This is a genomic window from Streptomyces sp. NTD107 (assembly GCF_059510435.1).
Window position 1 is genome coordinate 1 of sequence record NZ_JCAJZV010000001.1, and the last position, 13,221, is coordinate 13,221.

Consider the following 13,221-nt stretch of genomic DNA (forward strand, 5'->3'; position numbering starts at 1 on the left):
CTTTAGAAGACCGGTTGGTCTTTCAGCACACTTGCTGAGAGACCAACCGGTCTTTTTTATTGCCCGTAGGAACAGGAGTCGTACCCCATGTCGTATTCACCCGAGGACCGATCTGAGAGGCGTGGACCCCGGCGTGATGACCGGCCCCGTCGTGATGGTGACCGGCCGGCGTTCCGGCCTGACCAGCGTCGGGACGACCGTGACCGCCCCCGCCGGGACGACGCTCCGCGTCGTGACGGGGATCGGCCCCCGTTCCGTCGTGACGATCGTCCGCGCCGTGATGGGGACCGTCCTGCGTTCCGCCGTGATGAACGGCGTGATGACCGTCCTGCGTTCAAGCGGGACGATCGGCGCGATGACCGGCCTCGCCGGGACGGTGAGCGGCCGGCGTTCCGGCGTGATGACCGTCGTGACGATCGTCCGCGCCGTGATGGGGACCGTCCTGCGTTCCGCCGTGACGATCGACGTGACGACCGGCCTGCGTTCCGCCGTGACGATCGACGTGATGAGCGTCCTGCGTTCAAGCGGGACGATCGGCGCGATGACCGGCCTCGCCGGGACGGTGAGCGGCCGGCGTTCCGGCGTGATGACCGTCGTGACGATCGCCCGCGCCGTGATGGCGACCGGCCCCCGTTCCGGCGTGACGATCGACGTGACGACCGGCCTGCGTTCAAGCGTGATGAGCGTCCGCGTCGCGACGGGGACCGGCCGGCGTTCCGGCGCGATGACCGTCGTGACGATCGTCCGCGTCGCGATGGCGAGCGGCCTCCGTTCCGGCAGAACGATCGGCGTGATGAGCGTCCGCGTCGCGACGGGGACCGGCCTGCGTTCCGACGTGATGACCGCCGGGACGATCGTCCGCGCCGTGATGGCGACCGTCCCCCGTTCCGGCGCGATGACCGTGACCGGGGTGGCCGGAGCAGTGGGGGTGCTGGTTACCGTGGGCGTGATGATCGCCGTGATGACCGGCGTGGTGGTGGCTTCCGGCGGGATGACCGGGGGAGCCGGGGGCCGGCGCCTCGGCGGCTGTCGATTCCTGACGATGTGACCGGGGCCGAGATCGACCCCTCGGTGCGTCAGGAGCTGATGAGCCTGCCCAAGACCCTCGCCACCGACGTGGCGCGGAACCTGGTGATGTGTGCTCAGCTGCTGGACGAGGACCCCGAGCGCGCGTACGCGTACTCGCGGGTGGCGTTGCGGTTGGCCTCCCGGGTGGCCGCGGTGCGGGAGGCGGCCGGGTTCGCCTCGTACTCCGTGGAGAAGTACGCCGAGGCGCTCGCCGAGTTCCGGGCGGCCCGGCGGATGTCCGGTGCGGATCATCTGTGGCCGGTGATGGCCGACTGCGAGCGTGGTCTCGGGCGGCCGGAGCGGGCACTGGCGATGGCCGGTGAGCCGGAGGTGCGGCGGCTGGACAAGGCCGGTCAGGTCGAGATGCGGCTGGTCGCGGCCGGGGCCCGGCGGGACATGGGCGAGGCCGAGGCCGCCGTGGTGACCTTGCAGAGCCCGGAGCTGAATTCCAGCTCCACTCAGCCGTGGGTCGCCAGGTTGCGCTACGCGTACGCCGACGCGCTGCTGGCGGTCGGGCGTGAGGCGGAGGCCCGGGACTGGTTCGCGAAGACGCTGGACGCGGACGCCGGCGGGGTCACCAATGCCTCGGACCGGCTGGCCGAGCTGGACGGGGTGGAGTTCGTCGACGCGCTCGACCCCGACCTCGACGATGACGAGGACTGAGTAGACGAAAAGGCGAAAAGGCGAAGCGGCGGGAGGGTTCGTTCCCTTCCGCCGCTTCGGCGTGTTCGGTCCAGGTCAGCCGAATTTCGCGATCGGGTTGTCCAGGGTGCCGATGAACTGGAGCGCCGCCGAGGGGTCTTCGAGGTCGACCATCTGCTGGTTGTTGCGCAGCTGGAGGCGGTTCAGGCAGGACAGCGCGAAGGTCTCGGTGAAGAGGTCGTGCTGCTTGAATTTGTCGGTCAGTTCGGGGTGCAGACTCTGGTAGTCGGTGACGCACTCGGCGACCGTCCGCCAGAAGTCGTCCTCAGTGAGAACTCCGGCCTCCGCCAGGATGCCGTTGAGGAAGCGGAGGAAACAGTCGAAGACATCGGTGAAGATGGACAGCGGCTTCTCCTCCTCCGGGACCTCGACCCGGATGCGTTCGATGCCGGCGGGGAGCGGGGTCTCCGGGTCGAAGACCGCGATCTCCTCCGCGATGTCCTTCATGATGGCGCGCTCGGGGACACCGTCGCGCAGCACCAGGATGACGTTCTCGCCGTGCGGCATGTAGACCAGGCCGTACTGGTAGAAGCAGTGCAGCAGTGGGGCGAGGTAGGCGTCCAGATAGCGGCGCAGCCATTCCGCGGGGGGCAGGCCGGAGTCCTTGATGAGGGTGGCGGCGAGGGAGTCGCCGTGCGCGTCCACGTGCAGCAGTGAGGCCATGGTGGCGAGCCGCTGTCCCGGTTCCAGGGACGGTATCGGGCTCTCCCGCCACAGGGCGGCCAGCATTTTCAGGTACGGGGAGCCCTTGCCGGCGACTGCCTCGTACTGGGGGTGGTGGTAGCCGATGGCGGCGCGTTCGCGCAGGATGGTGAAGCCCAGGGCGCGCAGTCGGGGGTCCTCGGCGACCAAGCGGTGCAGCCAGTCGTTGATGGCGGGGGTCACTTCCATGTAGGCGGCGGAGAGGCCGCGCAGGAAGCCCATGTTGAGGACGGACAGGGCGGTCTTGACGTAGTGCTTGTCGGGGGAGCTGGTGTTGAAGAAGGTGCGGATCGACTGCTGGGCGCGGTAGGTGTCCTCGCCGGGGCCCAGGAAGATGAGGTGGCGCTGGGCGACCTCGGCGGCGAAGGTGACGGAGATGCGGTTCCACCACTGCCAGGGGTGGACGGGGATGAGCCGGTGGTCTGCGAGGTCCAGGCCGAGTTCGGCGAGGCGGGCGGCGAAGGTGTCCAGGGTGGCCGGGGAGAGTTCGGTGGCGATCAGCCGGTCGTAGTCGAGGCCGGTGGCGGCCGAGAAGGTGGTGAGGTCGCGGCGGGCGGCCAGCCAGATCAGTTGGACGGGGCTGCCGGTCTCGGGGGCGTACGCGTGGTATTCGGTCGCGTCGAAGCCGAGTCGGCCGTTGTTGGCGACGAAGCAGGGGTGGCCCTCGGTCATGCCGGCTTCGATGGTCTGGAAGTCGGCGCGGGCCAGTTCGGTGGCGGTGGGGCGGCGGGTGGCCGGGTCGGTGGTGAGTTCGCCGGCCAGTTTGTAGGCGGTGCCGGCCAGGGTACTGCTGATCTCCTCCAGGTAGACCGGGAGGATGGTGTCGCTCAGGCTGAGCGCGGTGCGCAGTTCGAGGAAGAAGTCGAGGGGGGAGAGGGGGAGGGGGGTGCCGTCGTGGTGGTGGCGGGTGATGCTGTCGGCGTCGATCTGCCAGTGGTCCAGGGCGCGGCGGCGGGCGGTGAAGCGGTAGGTGATGGTGCCGTCGTCGGTGGGGACGGTGTAGTGGCCGGGGTGGGCCGGGTCTTCGGTGGGGGTGAGCAGCCGCTCGTGGGAGAACTCGGCGAGGGCCTTGCGTATCAGCTGCCGGCCGGCGCGGTCCCACAGCTCGGGGGTGAGGTGGGCGACGGCCTGGTGGGGGTTCTGGGGGGCCTGGGGGTGCATGGCTGGAGGTGCTCCTTAGTCGGTGGCTGCCGGGTGCTGCCGGAGGGCGGCTGCCAGGTACTGGTCGCGGGTGCAGAAACTCAGCAGGGCCTGTTTGCCGGGCAGTTCGACGGTGGCGGCGACCGAGAAGCCCACGGCGGTGTTGAGCGCGTGGACGGGGTGGTTGCGGGCGTCGGGTTCGACGACGACGCGGTGGGTGGCGGGGTCGGCGAAGAGCAGTTCCATGACGGTGGTGATCACGGCGAGGGTGAAGCCGTGCAGGGGGGTGTCGGTGGGGGCGGTGAGGAAATGCATGCCCACGTCGCCCGCTCGGACGGGGTAGACCTTGCCGACCGGCTCGTCGGCCGGGTCGTACCGTTCGGCGATGAAGGCAGGGTTTCCGTTGTGCAGCCCGAGGTAGGCGTGCTGGGTGTGGGCCCTGTCGATGGCTTCGAAGTAGCGGCGCACCTGGTCCTCGGTGGCGTTCTGCATGAGCCAGAAGGCCGATTTGGGGTGGGTGAGCCAGCTGTGCAGCAGCGGGGTGTCGGCGGCGGGGTCGATGGCGCGGACGGTGAACTCGCCGAGGAGTTCGTCGGTTCTGGTGAAGAGGGCGGTGCTCATGCGGCTCCCGGGTGCGATGGGGCAACTCGGAAGTGAGGTTAGCCTAACCTAATTTTCTGGGGCAATGGGCCCCTCTTCCGGCCCCTCCTCCAGAGGGCGCAGGACCAGCCCCGAGGCGGGTTTGGGGCCGAACGACGTGGACTTGCGCGGCATCATGACGCCCGCCTCGGCCAGGGCGCGCACGGTGTCCTCGGCGACCGGGCGCAGCAGTACCGCGCTGCCACCGGTGTGTTGGGCCTGGGCGAGGGCGGCGGTGGTGTCGTGCAGATAGCGGATGCTGCCCGCCCGGTCGGGGACGCCCCACAGGGCGTCGAACAGGGTGGCGTGCAGGACGGTCGCGTCCAGGGTGCGCCAGACGGCCGGGCGGTCGGCCGGGATCGTACGGTCCAGCAGGGCCGGGTCGGGACGGTCCAGCAGATGGAAGACACCGGGGGCCCGGCCGGCCAGCAGGAAGGCGGTGCCCTCGGTGGCGTGCAGGGTGTCCAGGGCATCGCCGGGCGGCGTGGTGAGGCGGCGGACCCGGAAGGCGGCGGTGTCCCGTACCCGCTCCAGCGCCCGTTCGGCGGAGAGTTCGGGGAGTACCCGGTGGATGGCCTGGACCCGCAGCGGGTGGCGGGCGGTGTTGACCAGCAGCACCAGGGCGCGGTCCCAGGGGGGCCGGCCGTGGTGTTCGGCGCGTAGCCGCAGCGAGGTGGCCCAGCGATGGTGGCCGTCCGCGATCAGCGCGTGATGGCGGTGCAGGGCGGTGCGCAGCCGGGTGATGGCGGCCGGTTCGGTGACGGCCCACAGCCGGTGCTCGATGCCGTCCGCGGTGCGGGTGGCGAGCAGCGGGGTGCCGCGGACGGTCTCCTCGATGACGGCGTCGGCCTCGTCGGGGTCGGGGGCCCGGTAGGAGAGCAGCAGGGGTTCGAGGTTGGCGCCGGTGGCGCGGGTGAGCGCGGTGCGGTCGGCGACGACGTCCGGCATGACGTCCTCGTGCGGCAGGACGACGCCGGCGCCGGGTTCGGTCAGCCGCAGGGCGCCGATCACTCCGCGCTGCCTGCTGATGGCCGGGCCGTGCTGCTCGTACACGTACAGGGCGGGGCGCGAGTCCTGGGTGAGGACGCCGTCGGCACGCCAGCGGGCGAGGGTCTGGGCGGCGCGGCGGTGGCCCTCGGCGGGGTCGGTGGCCTGCGGGAGGATCAGCCGGACGACGTTGTGCGGGTCGGCGGTCTCCAGCCGGTGGAGTCCGTCGGGGCGGACCACCACGTCGTACGGGGGTGAGGTGACCGCGGCCGGGTCGCTGACGCGGCCGGGGGCGTAGCGCAGTCCCCGGAAGGGGGCGAGGTCCAGCCCGGTGGGGCCGGCGGGGACGTCGGGAGCCATCCGCGCATGCTATGCCGATTGCCCCGCTCCGGGGCAGATGGGGGCGATGGCCAAAGGTGCGGCATGATCGAAGATGTTATGGCTGATGACAGGTGTGAGACGAAGATCCGGACGAGCCCGGCGGGCAGTGAGCGCGCGCTGTTCACGGCGTACGACACGGCGCTGCTCGATCTGGACGGAGTGGTGTACGCGGGCGGCCATGCGCTGCCCCACGCGGTGGACTCGCTGCGGACGGCGCGGGAGGGCGGGATGCGGCTGGCGTATGTCACCAACAACGCCTCCCGTACGCCGGAGACGGTGGCCGCGCATCTGACGGAGCTGGGGGTGCCGGCCGAGGCGGCCGAAGTGGTGACCTCGGCGCAGGCGGTGGCGCGGGTGATCGCGGAGCGGCTGCCGGCCGGGGCGCGGGTGCTGTGTGTGGGGGGTGCGGGGCTGCGGGTGGCGCTGGCCGAGCGCGGGCTCGAACCGGTGGCGTCGGCGGACGACGATCCGGCGGCGGTGGTGCAGGGGTACGGGGGTCCTGAACTGCCGTGGGGGGCGCTGGCGGAGGCGACGCTGGCGGTGAACCGGGGGCTGCCGTGGTTCGCGTCGAACACGGATCTGACGATTCCGAGCGGGCGGGGCATCGTGCCGGGCAATGGCGCGGCGGTGGAGGTCGTACGGATCGGGTCCGGGGGGCGGGTGGCGCCGGTGGTGGCGGGGAAGCCGCTGCCGCCGATGCACCGGGAAACGATTCTGCGCACCGGTGCGGAGCGGCCGTTGGTGGTGGGGGACCGGCTCGACACGGATATCGAGGGGGCGTTCAACGGGGGTGTGGACTCACTGCTGGTGCTGACCGGGGTGACGGACGCGGCGGGGCTGGTGGCGGCGCGGCCCGAGCATCGGCCGACGTTCGTGGCGGCGGATCTGCGGGGGTTGCTGGTGGCGCAGCCGGCGGTGGTCGCGGCGGGCGGCTCGGGCGCCGGCTTCGGCTGCGGGGGGTGGCGGGCGGTGGCCGGCGGGCATGCGCTGGAGCTGACCGGGGCCGGGGAACCGGTGGACGCGCTGCGGGCGCTGTGTGCGGCGGCCTGGACGGCGGCGGGGGAGGGCAGTTGCGCGCTGGAGCTGCCGGCCGGGCTGGCCGGGATGCTGGAGCGGGAACGGTGAGCGGGTGACGGGCGGTCCGGTACGGGTGTGGCGGGCCCGTACCGGACCGCCCGGGTCAGTCGGTCTCCTCCGGGGTGGCCGGGGCGGTGGAGATCTGGGCGATCAGGTCGTCCTCGGTGGTGCCCTTGCGCCAGTAGCCGGTGAACTTGATGTTCTTGCGGTCGATGCCCCGGTCGTTGACGAGGTGGCGGCGCAGGGTGCGCACCGAACCGGCTTCGCCGGCGATCCACGCGTAGGGGTGGCCGGCGGGCAGGTGGGTGGCGCGTACCGACTCCAGCAGGGTGGCGCCGGCCCGGTCGCGGATGATCCAGGTGATGTCGGCGTCGGCCTTGGTGGCGAGTTCCTGGCGGTCCTCGGGGTGGGCGACCTCCAGCCAGACCTTGGCGGGGGTGCCGGGGGGCAGCCAGTCGAGGATGCCGGCGACGGCGGGCAGTGCGGTTTCGTCGCCGGTGATGAGCATCCACTCGGCCTCGGGCGGCGGGCGGAAGTCGACGGCCGCGTTGTCCTCTTCGAGCGGGCCGAGGATGGCGACGGCGTCACCGGGGGCGGCGTTCGCGGCCCAGCGGGAGGCCGGGCCGCCGTCTTCGCCGTGCAGGGCGAAGTCGATGTCCAGTTCGTCGGGACCACGGCGCTGTTCGCGGGCCGTGTAGGTGCGCATGATGCCGCGTTCGGTCGGGTCCATCTGCTGCCAGGCCGGCCACCAGGCGTGTCCCGCGTCCCGGGGGATGGCGACCTCGTGCCGCCCCGGCTGGGGCAGGAAGAGTTTGAAGCGCTGGTCCCGGCCTCCGCTGGCGAACCGGTTGAGCCGGTCGCCACCGAGGGTGACCCGGGTGAAGCCGGGGCTGAGCCGGGTCGTCCGCAGTACCTGGAGATCGAAGAATTCGAAGGGCGCGGCGGTCATGGTGTCGTGTCCTTTCGTTCGGTCTGTCGGGGTTCAGCCGAGCGGGCGGTGGCGGGACGGGAGCGGGGTTCGGGACATGGTCATGGAGGGGGTGCCTGGTCTCTCGGAAAGCCGGAACGGAGGTTAGGCTAACCTAACTCTTTGTTCGGTGTGAGGGTCGCCGGGGGGAGTGTCGGGTGACCACGGGGGCTTCCACGGGGCCGCCGAGTGCGCCGGCGGCGCTGTGGGTCGTGGTGCTGCCGGGAGCCGATGTGCCGGGGTGGCTGCCGCCGGTGTCCGCCGATCCGGTCGCCCGGTGGGCTTCGCGGACCGGCAGTCGTCGGCGGGGGTGCTCACCGCGAGGGTGAGCGGTGGGTGGCCGGCTGCGGTGGCCGCCGTACACCGAAGGCCGGGCGGGGCGGATCCGCGGGCGGTGTGACGGGGTTCGGCGGTGGGTTGGCGGTAGCGTCGGGCGCATGGATGACCCGACGCGCATGCCCACGTCCCCGTCGCCCGAGCCCGAGCCCGAGCCCGAGACCGAGACCGAGGCGGAGCCTCAGCCCGAGCCGGTCGGGGCGCCGGGGGAGGACGGGCCGCGACCGCTGGGGATCGCGGTCACCGGCACCGGGCATCCGGAGGTGGACGCCGCGCTGGAGCGGCTGGCCGACGCCGATCACCTCGCCGTCGGCGCTCATGGGGAGGTGTACGAGGATGTTCACCGCGGGCTGCGTGCCACGCTGGCCGCGCTCGATGTCCCGCAACCCGATCCCGTCACCCCCACCCCCAGGAGCTGAACCACCCGTGGCCGCTGCGACCCGCCGACGTCTGTCCCGTCTCGACGCCGAACTGGTGCGGCGCAAGCTCGCCCGTTCGCGCGAGCACGCCAGGACGCTGATCGAGGACGGCCGGGTGTCGGTCGACGGGATGGTGGCCGCCAAGCCCGCCACCCAGGTCGCCACCAGCGCGGCCCTGGTGGTGCGCGAGGACGCCGATGACCCCGGCTATGTCTCGCGCGGCGGCCACAAACTCGCCGGCGCGCTGGCCGTCTTCACCCCGCTCGGACTGCGGGTGGCGGGCCGGCGCGCGCTGGACGCCGGGGCCTCCACCGGCGGGTTCACCGACGTGCTGCTGCGGGCCGGCGCCGCCCAGGTGATCGCCGTGGATGTGGGGTACGGCCAGCTCGCCTGGTCGCTCCAGGCGGACGAGCGCGTCACCGTACAGGACCGGACTAACGTACGGGAGATGACGCTCGAACAGATTGGCGGGCAGCCGGCGGAACTGATCGTCGGTGATCTGTCGTTCATCCCCCTGGGACTGGTGCTGCCCGCCCTGATCGGCTGCGCCGCGCCCGACGCCGATCTGGTGCTGATGGTCAAACCGCAGTTCGAGGTCGGCAAGGAGCGGCTCGGCAGCGGAGGTGTCGTCCGCAGCCCGCAGCTGCGCGCCGAGGCGGTCACCGCCGTCGCGGCGCGGGCGGCGGAGCTGGGGCTCGGCGTACGGGGCGTCACCGCCAGCCCGTTGCCCGGACCCTCGGGCAACGTCGAATACTTCCTGTGGTTGCGCGCCGGCGCACCCGCACTCGACCCCGCCGATGTCGAACGCGCCGTGACGGAAGGGCCCCAGTGACCGAGACCACCCCGCGTACCGTCTTCCTGCTCGCCCACACCGGCCGGCCGGCCGCCGTGCGCAGCGCCGAACTCGTGGTGCGCGGGCTGCTGGCGCACGGGGTGGGGGTACGGGTGCTGGCCGAGGAGGCCGCCGATCTGCCGATGCCGGGGCACGGCTCCTACGACGACCGGGTGGAGTGGGTGGAGCCCGGGCCCGGGGTGGCCGATGGCTGTGAGCTGCTGATCGTGCTCGGCGGGGACGGCACCCTGCTGCGCGGCGCGGAGTTCGCGCGGGCGTCGGGGGTGCCGATGCTCGGGGTGAATCTGGGCCGGGTCGGGTTTCTCGCCGAGGCGGAGCGGGACGATCTGGACCAGGTGGTGGACCGGGTGGTCAGCCGCGCGTACGAGGTCGAGGAGCGGATGACCCTCGATGTGCTGGTCAGCGACGACGGCGAGGTCATCCACCGGGACTGGGCGCTGAACGAGGCGTCGGTGGAGAAGGCGGCCCGGGAGCGGCTGCTGGAGGTGGTCATCGAGGTGGACGGCCGCCCGGTGTCCGGCTTCGGCGGGGATGGGGTGGTGTGTGCCACTCCGACCGGTTCCACGGCGTACGCCTTCTCGGCCGGCGGCCCGGTGGTGTGGCCGGAGGTGGAGGCGCTGCTGATGGTGCCGATCAGCGCGCACGCGCTGTTCGCGAAGCCGCTGGTCACCGCGCCCGGCTCGGTGCTCGCGGTGGAGGTGCGGCCGGACAGCGGGCCAGGGGTGCTGTGGTGCGACGGGCGGCGTACGGTCGAACTGCCCGCCGGGGCGCGGGTGGAGGTGCGGCGCGGACTGGTGCCGGTCCGGCTGGCGCGGCTGCACCGGGCCCCGTTCACCGATCGGCTGGTGGCCAAGTTCGCCCTCCCGGTGGCCGGATGGCGCGGCGCTCCGCACTAATGTTCGACCCCGGGCGTCGCCACAGCACCCGATGACCTCGTATGGTCGTATCCGTGTTGGAGGAGATGCGGATCAAGGACCTGGGCGTGATCGACGACGCGATCGTCGAACTGTCCACCGGATTCACCGCCGTGACCGGTGAGACCGGCGCCGGCAAGACCATGGTCGTCACCAGTCTGGGCCTGCTGCTCGGCGGCCGGGCGGACGCCGCGCTGGTGCGCGCCGGCGCCGCCACGGCCCTGGTGGAGGGCCGCATCAGCCTGCCACCCGGCGCCCCGGCCGCCCACCGCGCGGAGGAGGCCGGCGCCGAACTCGACGAGGGCGCGCTGCTGATCAGCCGCACCGTCTCCGCCGAGGGACGCTCCCGGGCGTACGTCGGCGGCCGGACCGTACCCGCCGGACTGCTCACCGAACTGGCCGACGAACTCGTCGCCGTCCACGGCCAGACCGACCAGCAGGGACTGCTGCGCCCCGCCCGGCAGCGCGAGGCGCTCGACCGGTACGCGGGCGAGGCCGTCGCCGTACCCCTGGCTGGCTACCGCGAGGCGTACCGGCGGCTGCGCGATGTCGCCGCCGAACTCACCGAGCTGACCACCCTGGCCCGTGAGCGGATCCAGGAAGCCGACCTGCTGCGCTTCGGCCTGGAGGAGATCGCCGCCGCCGAGCCACGCCCCGGCGAGGACGGCGAACTCGCCGCCGAAGCCGCCCGGCTCGGGCACGCGGAGGCACTCGCCTCGGCCGCCGCCGCCGCGCACGGCGCGCTGGCCGGCGATCCCGCCGACCCGGCCGGGGTGGACGCCGGGGTGCTGGTCGGCGGCGCGCACCGGGCCCTCGAAACGGTCCGCGGCCACGACCAGGAGCTGGCCGAACTCGCCGACCGGCTCGCCGAAGTACACATCCTGCTCTCGGACGTGGCCGGCGAACTCGCCTCCTACGCGGACGGCCTGGACGCCGACCCGCTGCGGCTGGCCGCCGTGGAGGAGCGGCGCGCCATCCTGGGCCATCTGATCCGCAAGTACGGCGGCGGCCCCGAGGAGGCGGCGGCCGGCGACGGCTGCTCGGCCCTGCTGGTGTGGGCCGAGGGCAGCGCCGCCCGGCTCGCCGAGCTGGAGGGCGACGACGAGCGGATCGGCGAGCTGACCGCCGAGCGGGACGAGCTGCGCGCCGAGCTGAGCGTGCTGGCACAGGCCCTGAGCGAGGCGCGGGCGGAGGCCGCCAAGCGGTTCGGGGAGGCCGTCACCGAGGAGCTGACCCAGCTGGCGATGGCGCACGCCCGCATCGAGGTGGCGCTGCGGCACACCGAGACCGCGCAGCCCGACGAGGGCATCGAGGTGGGCGGCCGGCCGGTGGCGTACGGCCCGCACGGCGTTGACGAGATCGAGCTGCTGCTCGCCCCGCACCCCGGCGCCACCGCCCGGCCCATCGCCAAGGGCGCCTCCGGCGGTGAGCTGTCCCGGGTGATGCTGGCCATCGAGGTGGTCTTCGCCGGCACCACCCCCGTGCCCACGTACCTCTTCGACGAGGTGGACGCCGGGGTCGGCGGCAAGGCCGCCGTCGAGATCGGCCGCAGACTGGCCCGGCTGGCGGACTCCGCACAGGTGGTGGTCGTCACACATCTGCCACAGGTCGCGGCCTTCGCCGACCGGCATCTGGTGGTGGAGAAGACCAGCGACGGATCGGTCACCCGCAGTGGCGTGCAGTCCGTCCACGGGGAAGGCAGAGTACGGGAGTTGTCCCGGATGCTGGCGGGGCAGGAGGACTCCGCGCTGGCCCGCGCGCACGCCGAGGAACTGTTGGCCACCGCCGCCCGGCTCGGCCGCGGCCGGTAGTCCATGAGAGTGGCGCGCGCTACCGCGATGCCGCCGCCAACTGGCATTCTGGACGCCCCGCGTGGTGAGTGACCGCGAAGTGACCCAGCACACAGTCGAGGAGAGGAGCGTGTCGGCCATGCCCGTCGTGCCACCGCCAGCGGCCGGACAGGCCCCACAGCTGCACGTGGTGCAGCTGCTCGGCGGAGGCAGCGCCGGCACGGGCGCGCATGTGCGCTCACTGGCGGCCGGGCTCGACGCCCGGGGCGTGCGGGTGACCGTGTGCGCCTCCCAGTACGCGGAGCGCCGCTACGACTTCGGCGGCACCGGCGCCCGGTTCATCCCGGTTCCGGTACGGGCGCAGGCCGACGCCGTACGGACCCTGCGGGAGATCTGCTGCGACGCCGACCTGGTGCACGCCCACGGGATGCGGGCCGGTCTTGTCGCCGCGCTGGCGCTGCACAGGCGGTCCGTGCCGCTGGTGGTGACCTGGCACGCCCGCCCGGCGGACCAGGGCGTACGCGAGCGGCTGCGCCGGCTGACCGAACGCTGGGTGGCGCGTGCCGCCTCGGTGGTGCTCGGCGCCACCTCGGACCTGGTGGCACGGGCGCGGCGGCGCGGGGCGCGCGACGCCCGGCTCGCGCCGGTGGCGCTGCCGGCACAGCGCGCCAGGCGCGGGGAACGCGCGGAGAACGAGCCGCACAAGGTACGGGCCGAACTGGGCGTGGTCGACCGGCCGCTGCTGATCGCCGAACAGGGCCACGAGATGCTGCTGGCCGCCGCACGCGGCTGGCGCCGCCTGGACCCCCAGCCGCTGCTGGTGATGGCGGGGGACGGACCGCAGCGCGGGCTCTGGCAGCGCCGCATCGAACGTGAGGGCCTGCCGGTGCGGCTGCTGGACCGCACCCAGGACGTACGGCGGCTGCTGCCGGTCGCCGATGTGGCGCTCGCCGCGCCGCGCTGGGAGGCGCGGCCCGAGCTGGCACAGGCAGCGCTGCGCGGCGGGGTCCCGCTGGTGGCGACGGCGGTCGGCGGCGTACCCGAGCTGGTGGGCGACGCGGCGGTGCTGGTCCCCTACGGGGAGGTCGCCGCCCTGACCGCGGCGGTGCGCACCCTGCTGGCCAACCCCGACCACCGCGCCGCCCTGACCCTGGCGGGCCGGGCCCGGGCCCGCTCCTGGCCGACGGAGGACACGACGGTGGCCCAGGTCCTGAGCGTCTACGACGAACTGTCCGGCAAGAAGTAG

Annotated in this window: 12 protein-coding genes; 8 read left to right on the plus strand and 4 right to left on the minus strand. The window is 73.0% G+C overall.

All coding sequences use genetic code 11. The annotated features are described in order from the left end of the window. The first annotated feature begins 136 nt into the window (after positions 1-136). Positions 137-1,048 (plus strand): hypothetical protein, encoded by a 912-nt coding sequence (locus tag AC5WRL_RS00005; protein ID WP_496086807.1) that lies wholly within the window; start codon positions 137-139, stop codon positions 1,046-1,048. Further along, complete coding sequence (locus tag AC5WRL_RS00010; RefSeq protein WP_496086776.1) at positions 1,027-1,731, plus strand: tetratricopeptide repeat protein; 705 nt, start codon at positions 1,027-1,029, stop codon at positions 1,729-1,731. The genes AC5WRL_RS00005 and AC5WRL_RS00010 overlap by 22 nt, the downstream gene beginning before the upstream one ends. A 75-nt stretch (positions 1,732-1,806) precedes the next feature. Here AC5WRL_RS00010 and AC5WRL_RS00015 read toward each other — a convergent pair whose 3' ends face one another. From AC5WRL_RS00015 to AC5WRL_RS00025, 3 genes are read right to left on the minus strand one after another with little or no spacing between them, the layout of a single operon-like run. Beyond that, on the minus strand, positions 1,807-3,633 hold the full coding sequence (locus AC5WRL_RS00015) for an IucA/IucC family protein (RefSeq protein WP_496086100.1): 1,827 nt from the start codon (positions 3,631-3,633) through the stop codon (positions 1,807-1,809). Between the two features lie 15 nt (positions 3,634-3,648). Further along, on the minus strand, positions 3,649-4,233 hold the full coding sequence (locus AC5WRL_RS00020; RefSeq protein ID WP_496086101.1) for a GNAT family N-acetyltransferase: 585 nt from the start codon (positions 4,231-4,233) through the stop codon (positions 3,649-3,651). Between the two features lie 48 nt (positions 4,234-4,281). After that, complete coding sequence (locus AC5WRL_RS00025; RefSeq protein ID WP_496086102.1) at positions 4,282-5,598, minus strand: DUF1015 family protein; 1,317 nt, start codon at positions 5,596-5,598, stop codon at positions 4,282-4,284. A 78-nt stretch (positions 5,599-5,676) separates the two neighbouring features. Between AC5WRL_RS00025 and AC5WRL_RS00030 the strand changes: the two genes are divergently transcribed. Beyond that, positions 5,677-6,744 (plus strand): HAD hydrolase-like protein, encoded by a 1,068-nt coding sequence (locus tag AC5WRL_RS00030; RefSeq protein WP_496086103.1) that lies wholly within the window; start codon positions 5,677-5,679, stop codon positions 6,742-6,744. A 55-nt stretch (positions 6,745-6,799) separates the two neighbouring features. On the opposite strand, the gene AC5WRL_RS00035 is transcribed toward AC5WRL_RS00030, so the two are convergent. After that, a complete protein-coding gene (locus AC5WRL_RS00035) occupies positions 6,800-7,645 on the minus strand; it encodes a siderophore-interacting protein (protein WP_496086104.1) in 846 nt (281 codons plus the stop codon). 455 nt (positions 7,646-8,100) lie between these two features. Here AC5WRL_RS00035 and AC5WRL_RS00040 point away from each other — a divergent pair, with 455 nt between their 5' ends. The 5 genes from AC5WRL_RS00040 (at position 8,101) to AC5WRL_RS00060 (ending at position 13,221) form a co-directional block, all read left to right on the plus strand. Beyond that, positions 8,101-8,418, plus strand: a complete 318-nt coding sequence (locus tag AC5WRL_RS00040) for a hypothetical protein (RefSeq protein WP_496086105.1) — start codon at positions 8,101-8,103, stop codon at positions 8,416-8,418. Next, on the plus strand, positions 8,375-9,250 hold the full coding sequence (locus AC5WRL_RS00045; protein WP_496086106.1) for a TlyA family RNA methyltransferase: 876 nt from the start codon (positions 8,375-8,377) through the stop codon (positions 9,248-9,250). The genes AC5WRL_RS00040 and AC5WRL_RS00045 overlap by 44 nt, the downstream gene beginning before the upstream one ends. Then, positions 9,247-10,167: an NAD kinase gene (locus tag AC5WRL_RS00050; RefSeq protein WP_496086107.1), complete on the plus strand. Its 921-nt coding sequence runs from the start codon at positions 9,247-9,249 to the stop codon at positions 10,165-10,167. The genes AC5WRL_RS00045 and AC5WRL_RS00050 overlap by 4 nt, the downstream gene beginning before the upstream one ends. Positions 10,168-10,208: 41 nt before the next feature. Further along, positions 10,209-11,996: a DNA repair protein RecN gene (recN, locus tag AC5WRL_RS00055; protein WP_496086108.1), complete on the plus strand. Its 1,788-nt coding sequence runs from the start codon at positions 10,209-10,211 to the stop codon at positions 11,994-11,996. A gap of 118 nt (positions 11,997-12,114) precedes the next feature. Further along, the gene (locus AC5WRL_RS00060) at positions 12,115-13,221 is read left to right on the plus strand and encodes a glycosyltransferase family 4 protein (RefSeq protein WP_496086109.1); all 1,107 of its coding nucleotides are present in this window, start codon (positions 12,115-12,117) and stop codon (positions 13,219-13,221) included.

Bases quoted from the DNA above. Each gene is read 5' to 3' on its own strand.
- AC5WRL_RS00005 (WP_496086807.1), top strand. From the start codon at position 137: ATGACCGGCCCCGTCGTGATGGTGACCGGCCGGCGTTCCGGCCTGACC.
- AC5WRL_RS00015 (WP_496086100.1), bottom strand. From the start codon at position 3,633: ATGCACCCCCAGGCCCCCCAGAACCCCCACCAGGCCGTCGCCCACCTC.
- AC5WRL_RS00020 (WP_496086101.1), bottom strand. From the start codon at position 4,233: ATGAGCACCGCCCTCTTCACCAGAACCGACGAACTCCTCGGCGAGTTC.
- AC5WRL_RS00025 (WP_496086102.1), bottom strand. From the start codon at position 5,598: ATGGCTCCCGACGTCCCCGCCGGCCCCACCGGGCTGGACCTCGCCCCC.
- AC5WRL_RS00030 (WP_496086103.1), top strand. From the start codon at position 5,677: ATGGCTGATGACAGGTGTGAGACGAAGATCCGGACGAGCCCGGCGGGC.
- AC5WRL_RS00035 (WP_496086104.1), bottom strand. From the start codon at position 7,645: ATGACCGCCGCGCCCTTCGAATTCTTCGATCTCCAGGTACTGCGGACG.
- AC5WRL_RS00040 (WP_496086105.1), top strand. From the start codon at position 8,101: ATGGATGACCCGACGCGCATGCCCACGTCCCCGTCGCCCGAGCCCGAG.
- AC5WRL_RS00045 (WP_496086106.1), top strand. From the start codon at position 8,375: ATGTCCCGCAACCCGATCCCGTCACCCCCACCCCCAGGAGCTGAACCA.
- recN (WP_496086108.1), top strand. From the start codon at position 10,209: ATGGTCGTATCCGTGTTGGAGGAGATGCGGATCAAGGACCTGGGCGTG.
- AC5WRL_RS00060 (WP_496086109.1), top strand. From the start codon at position 12,115: ATGCCCGTCGTGCCACCGCCAGCGGCCGGACAGGCCCCACAGCTGCAC.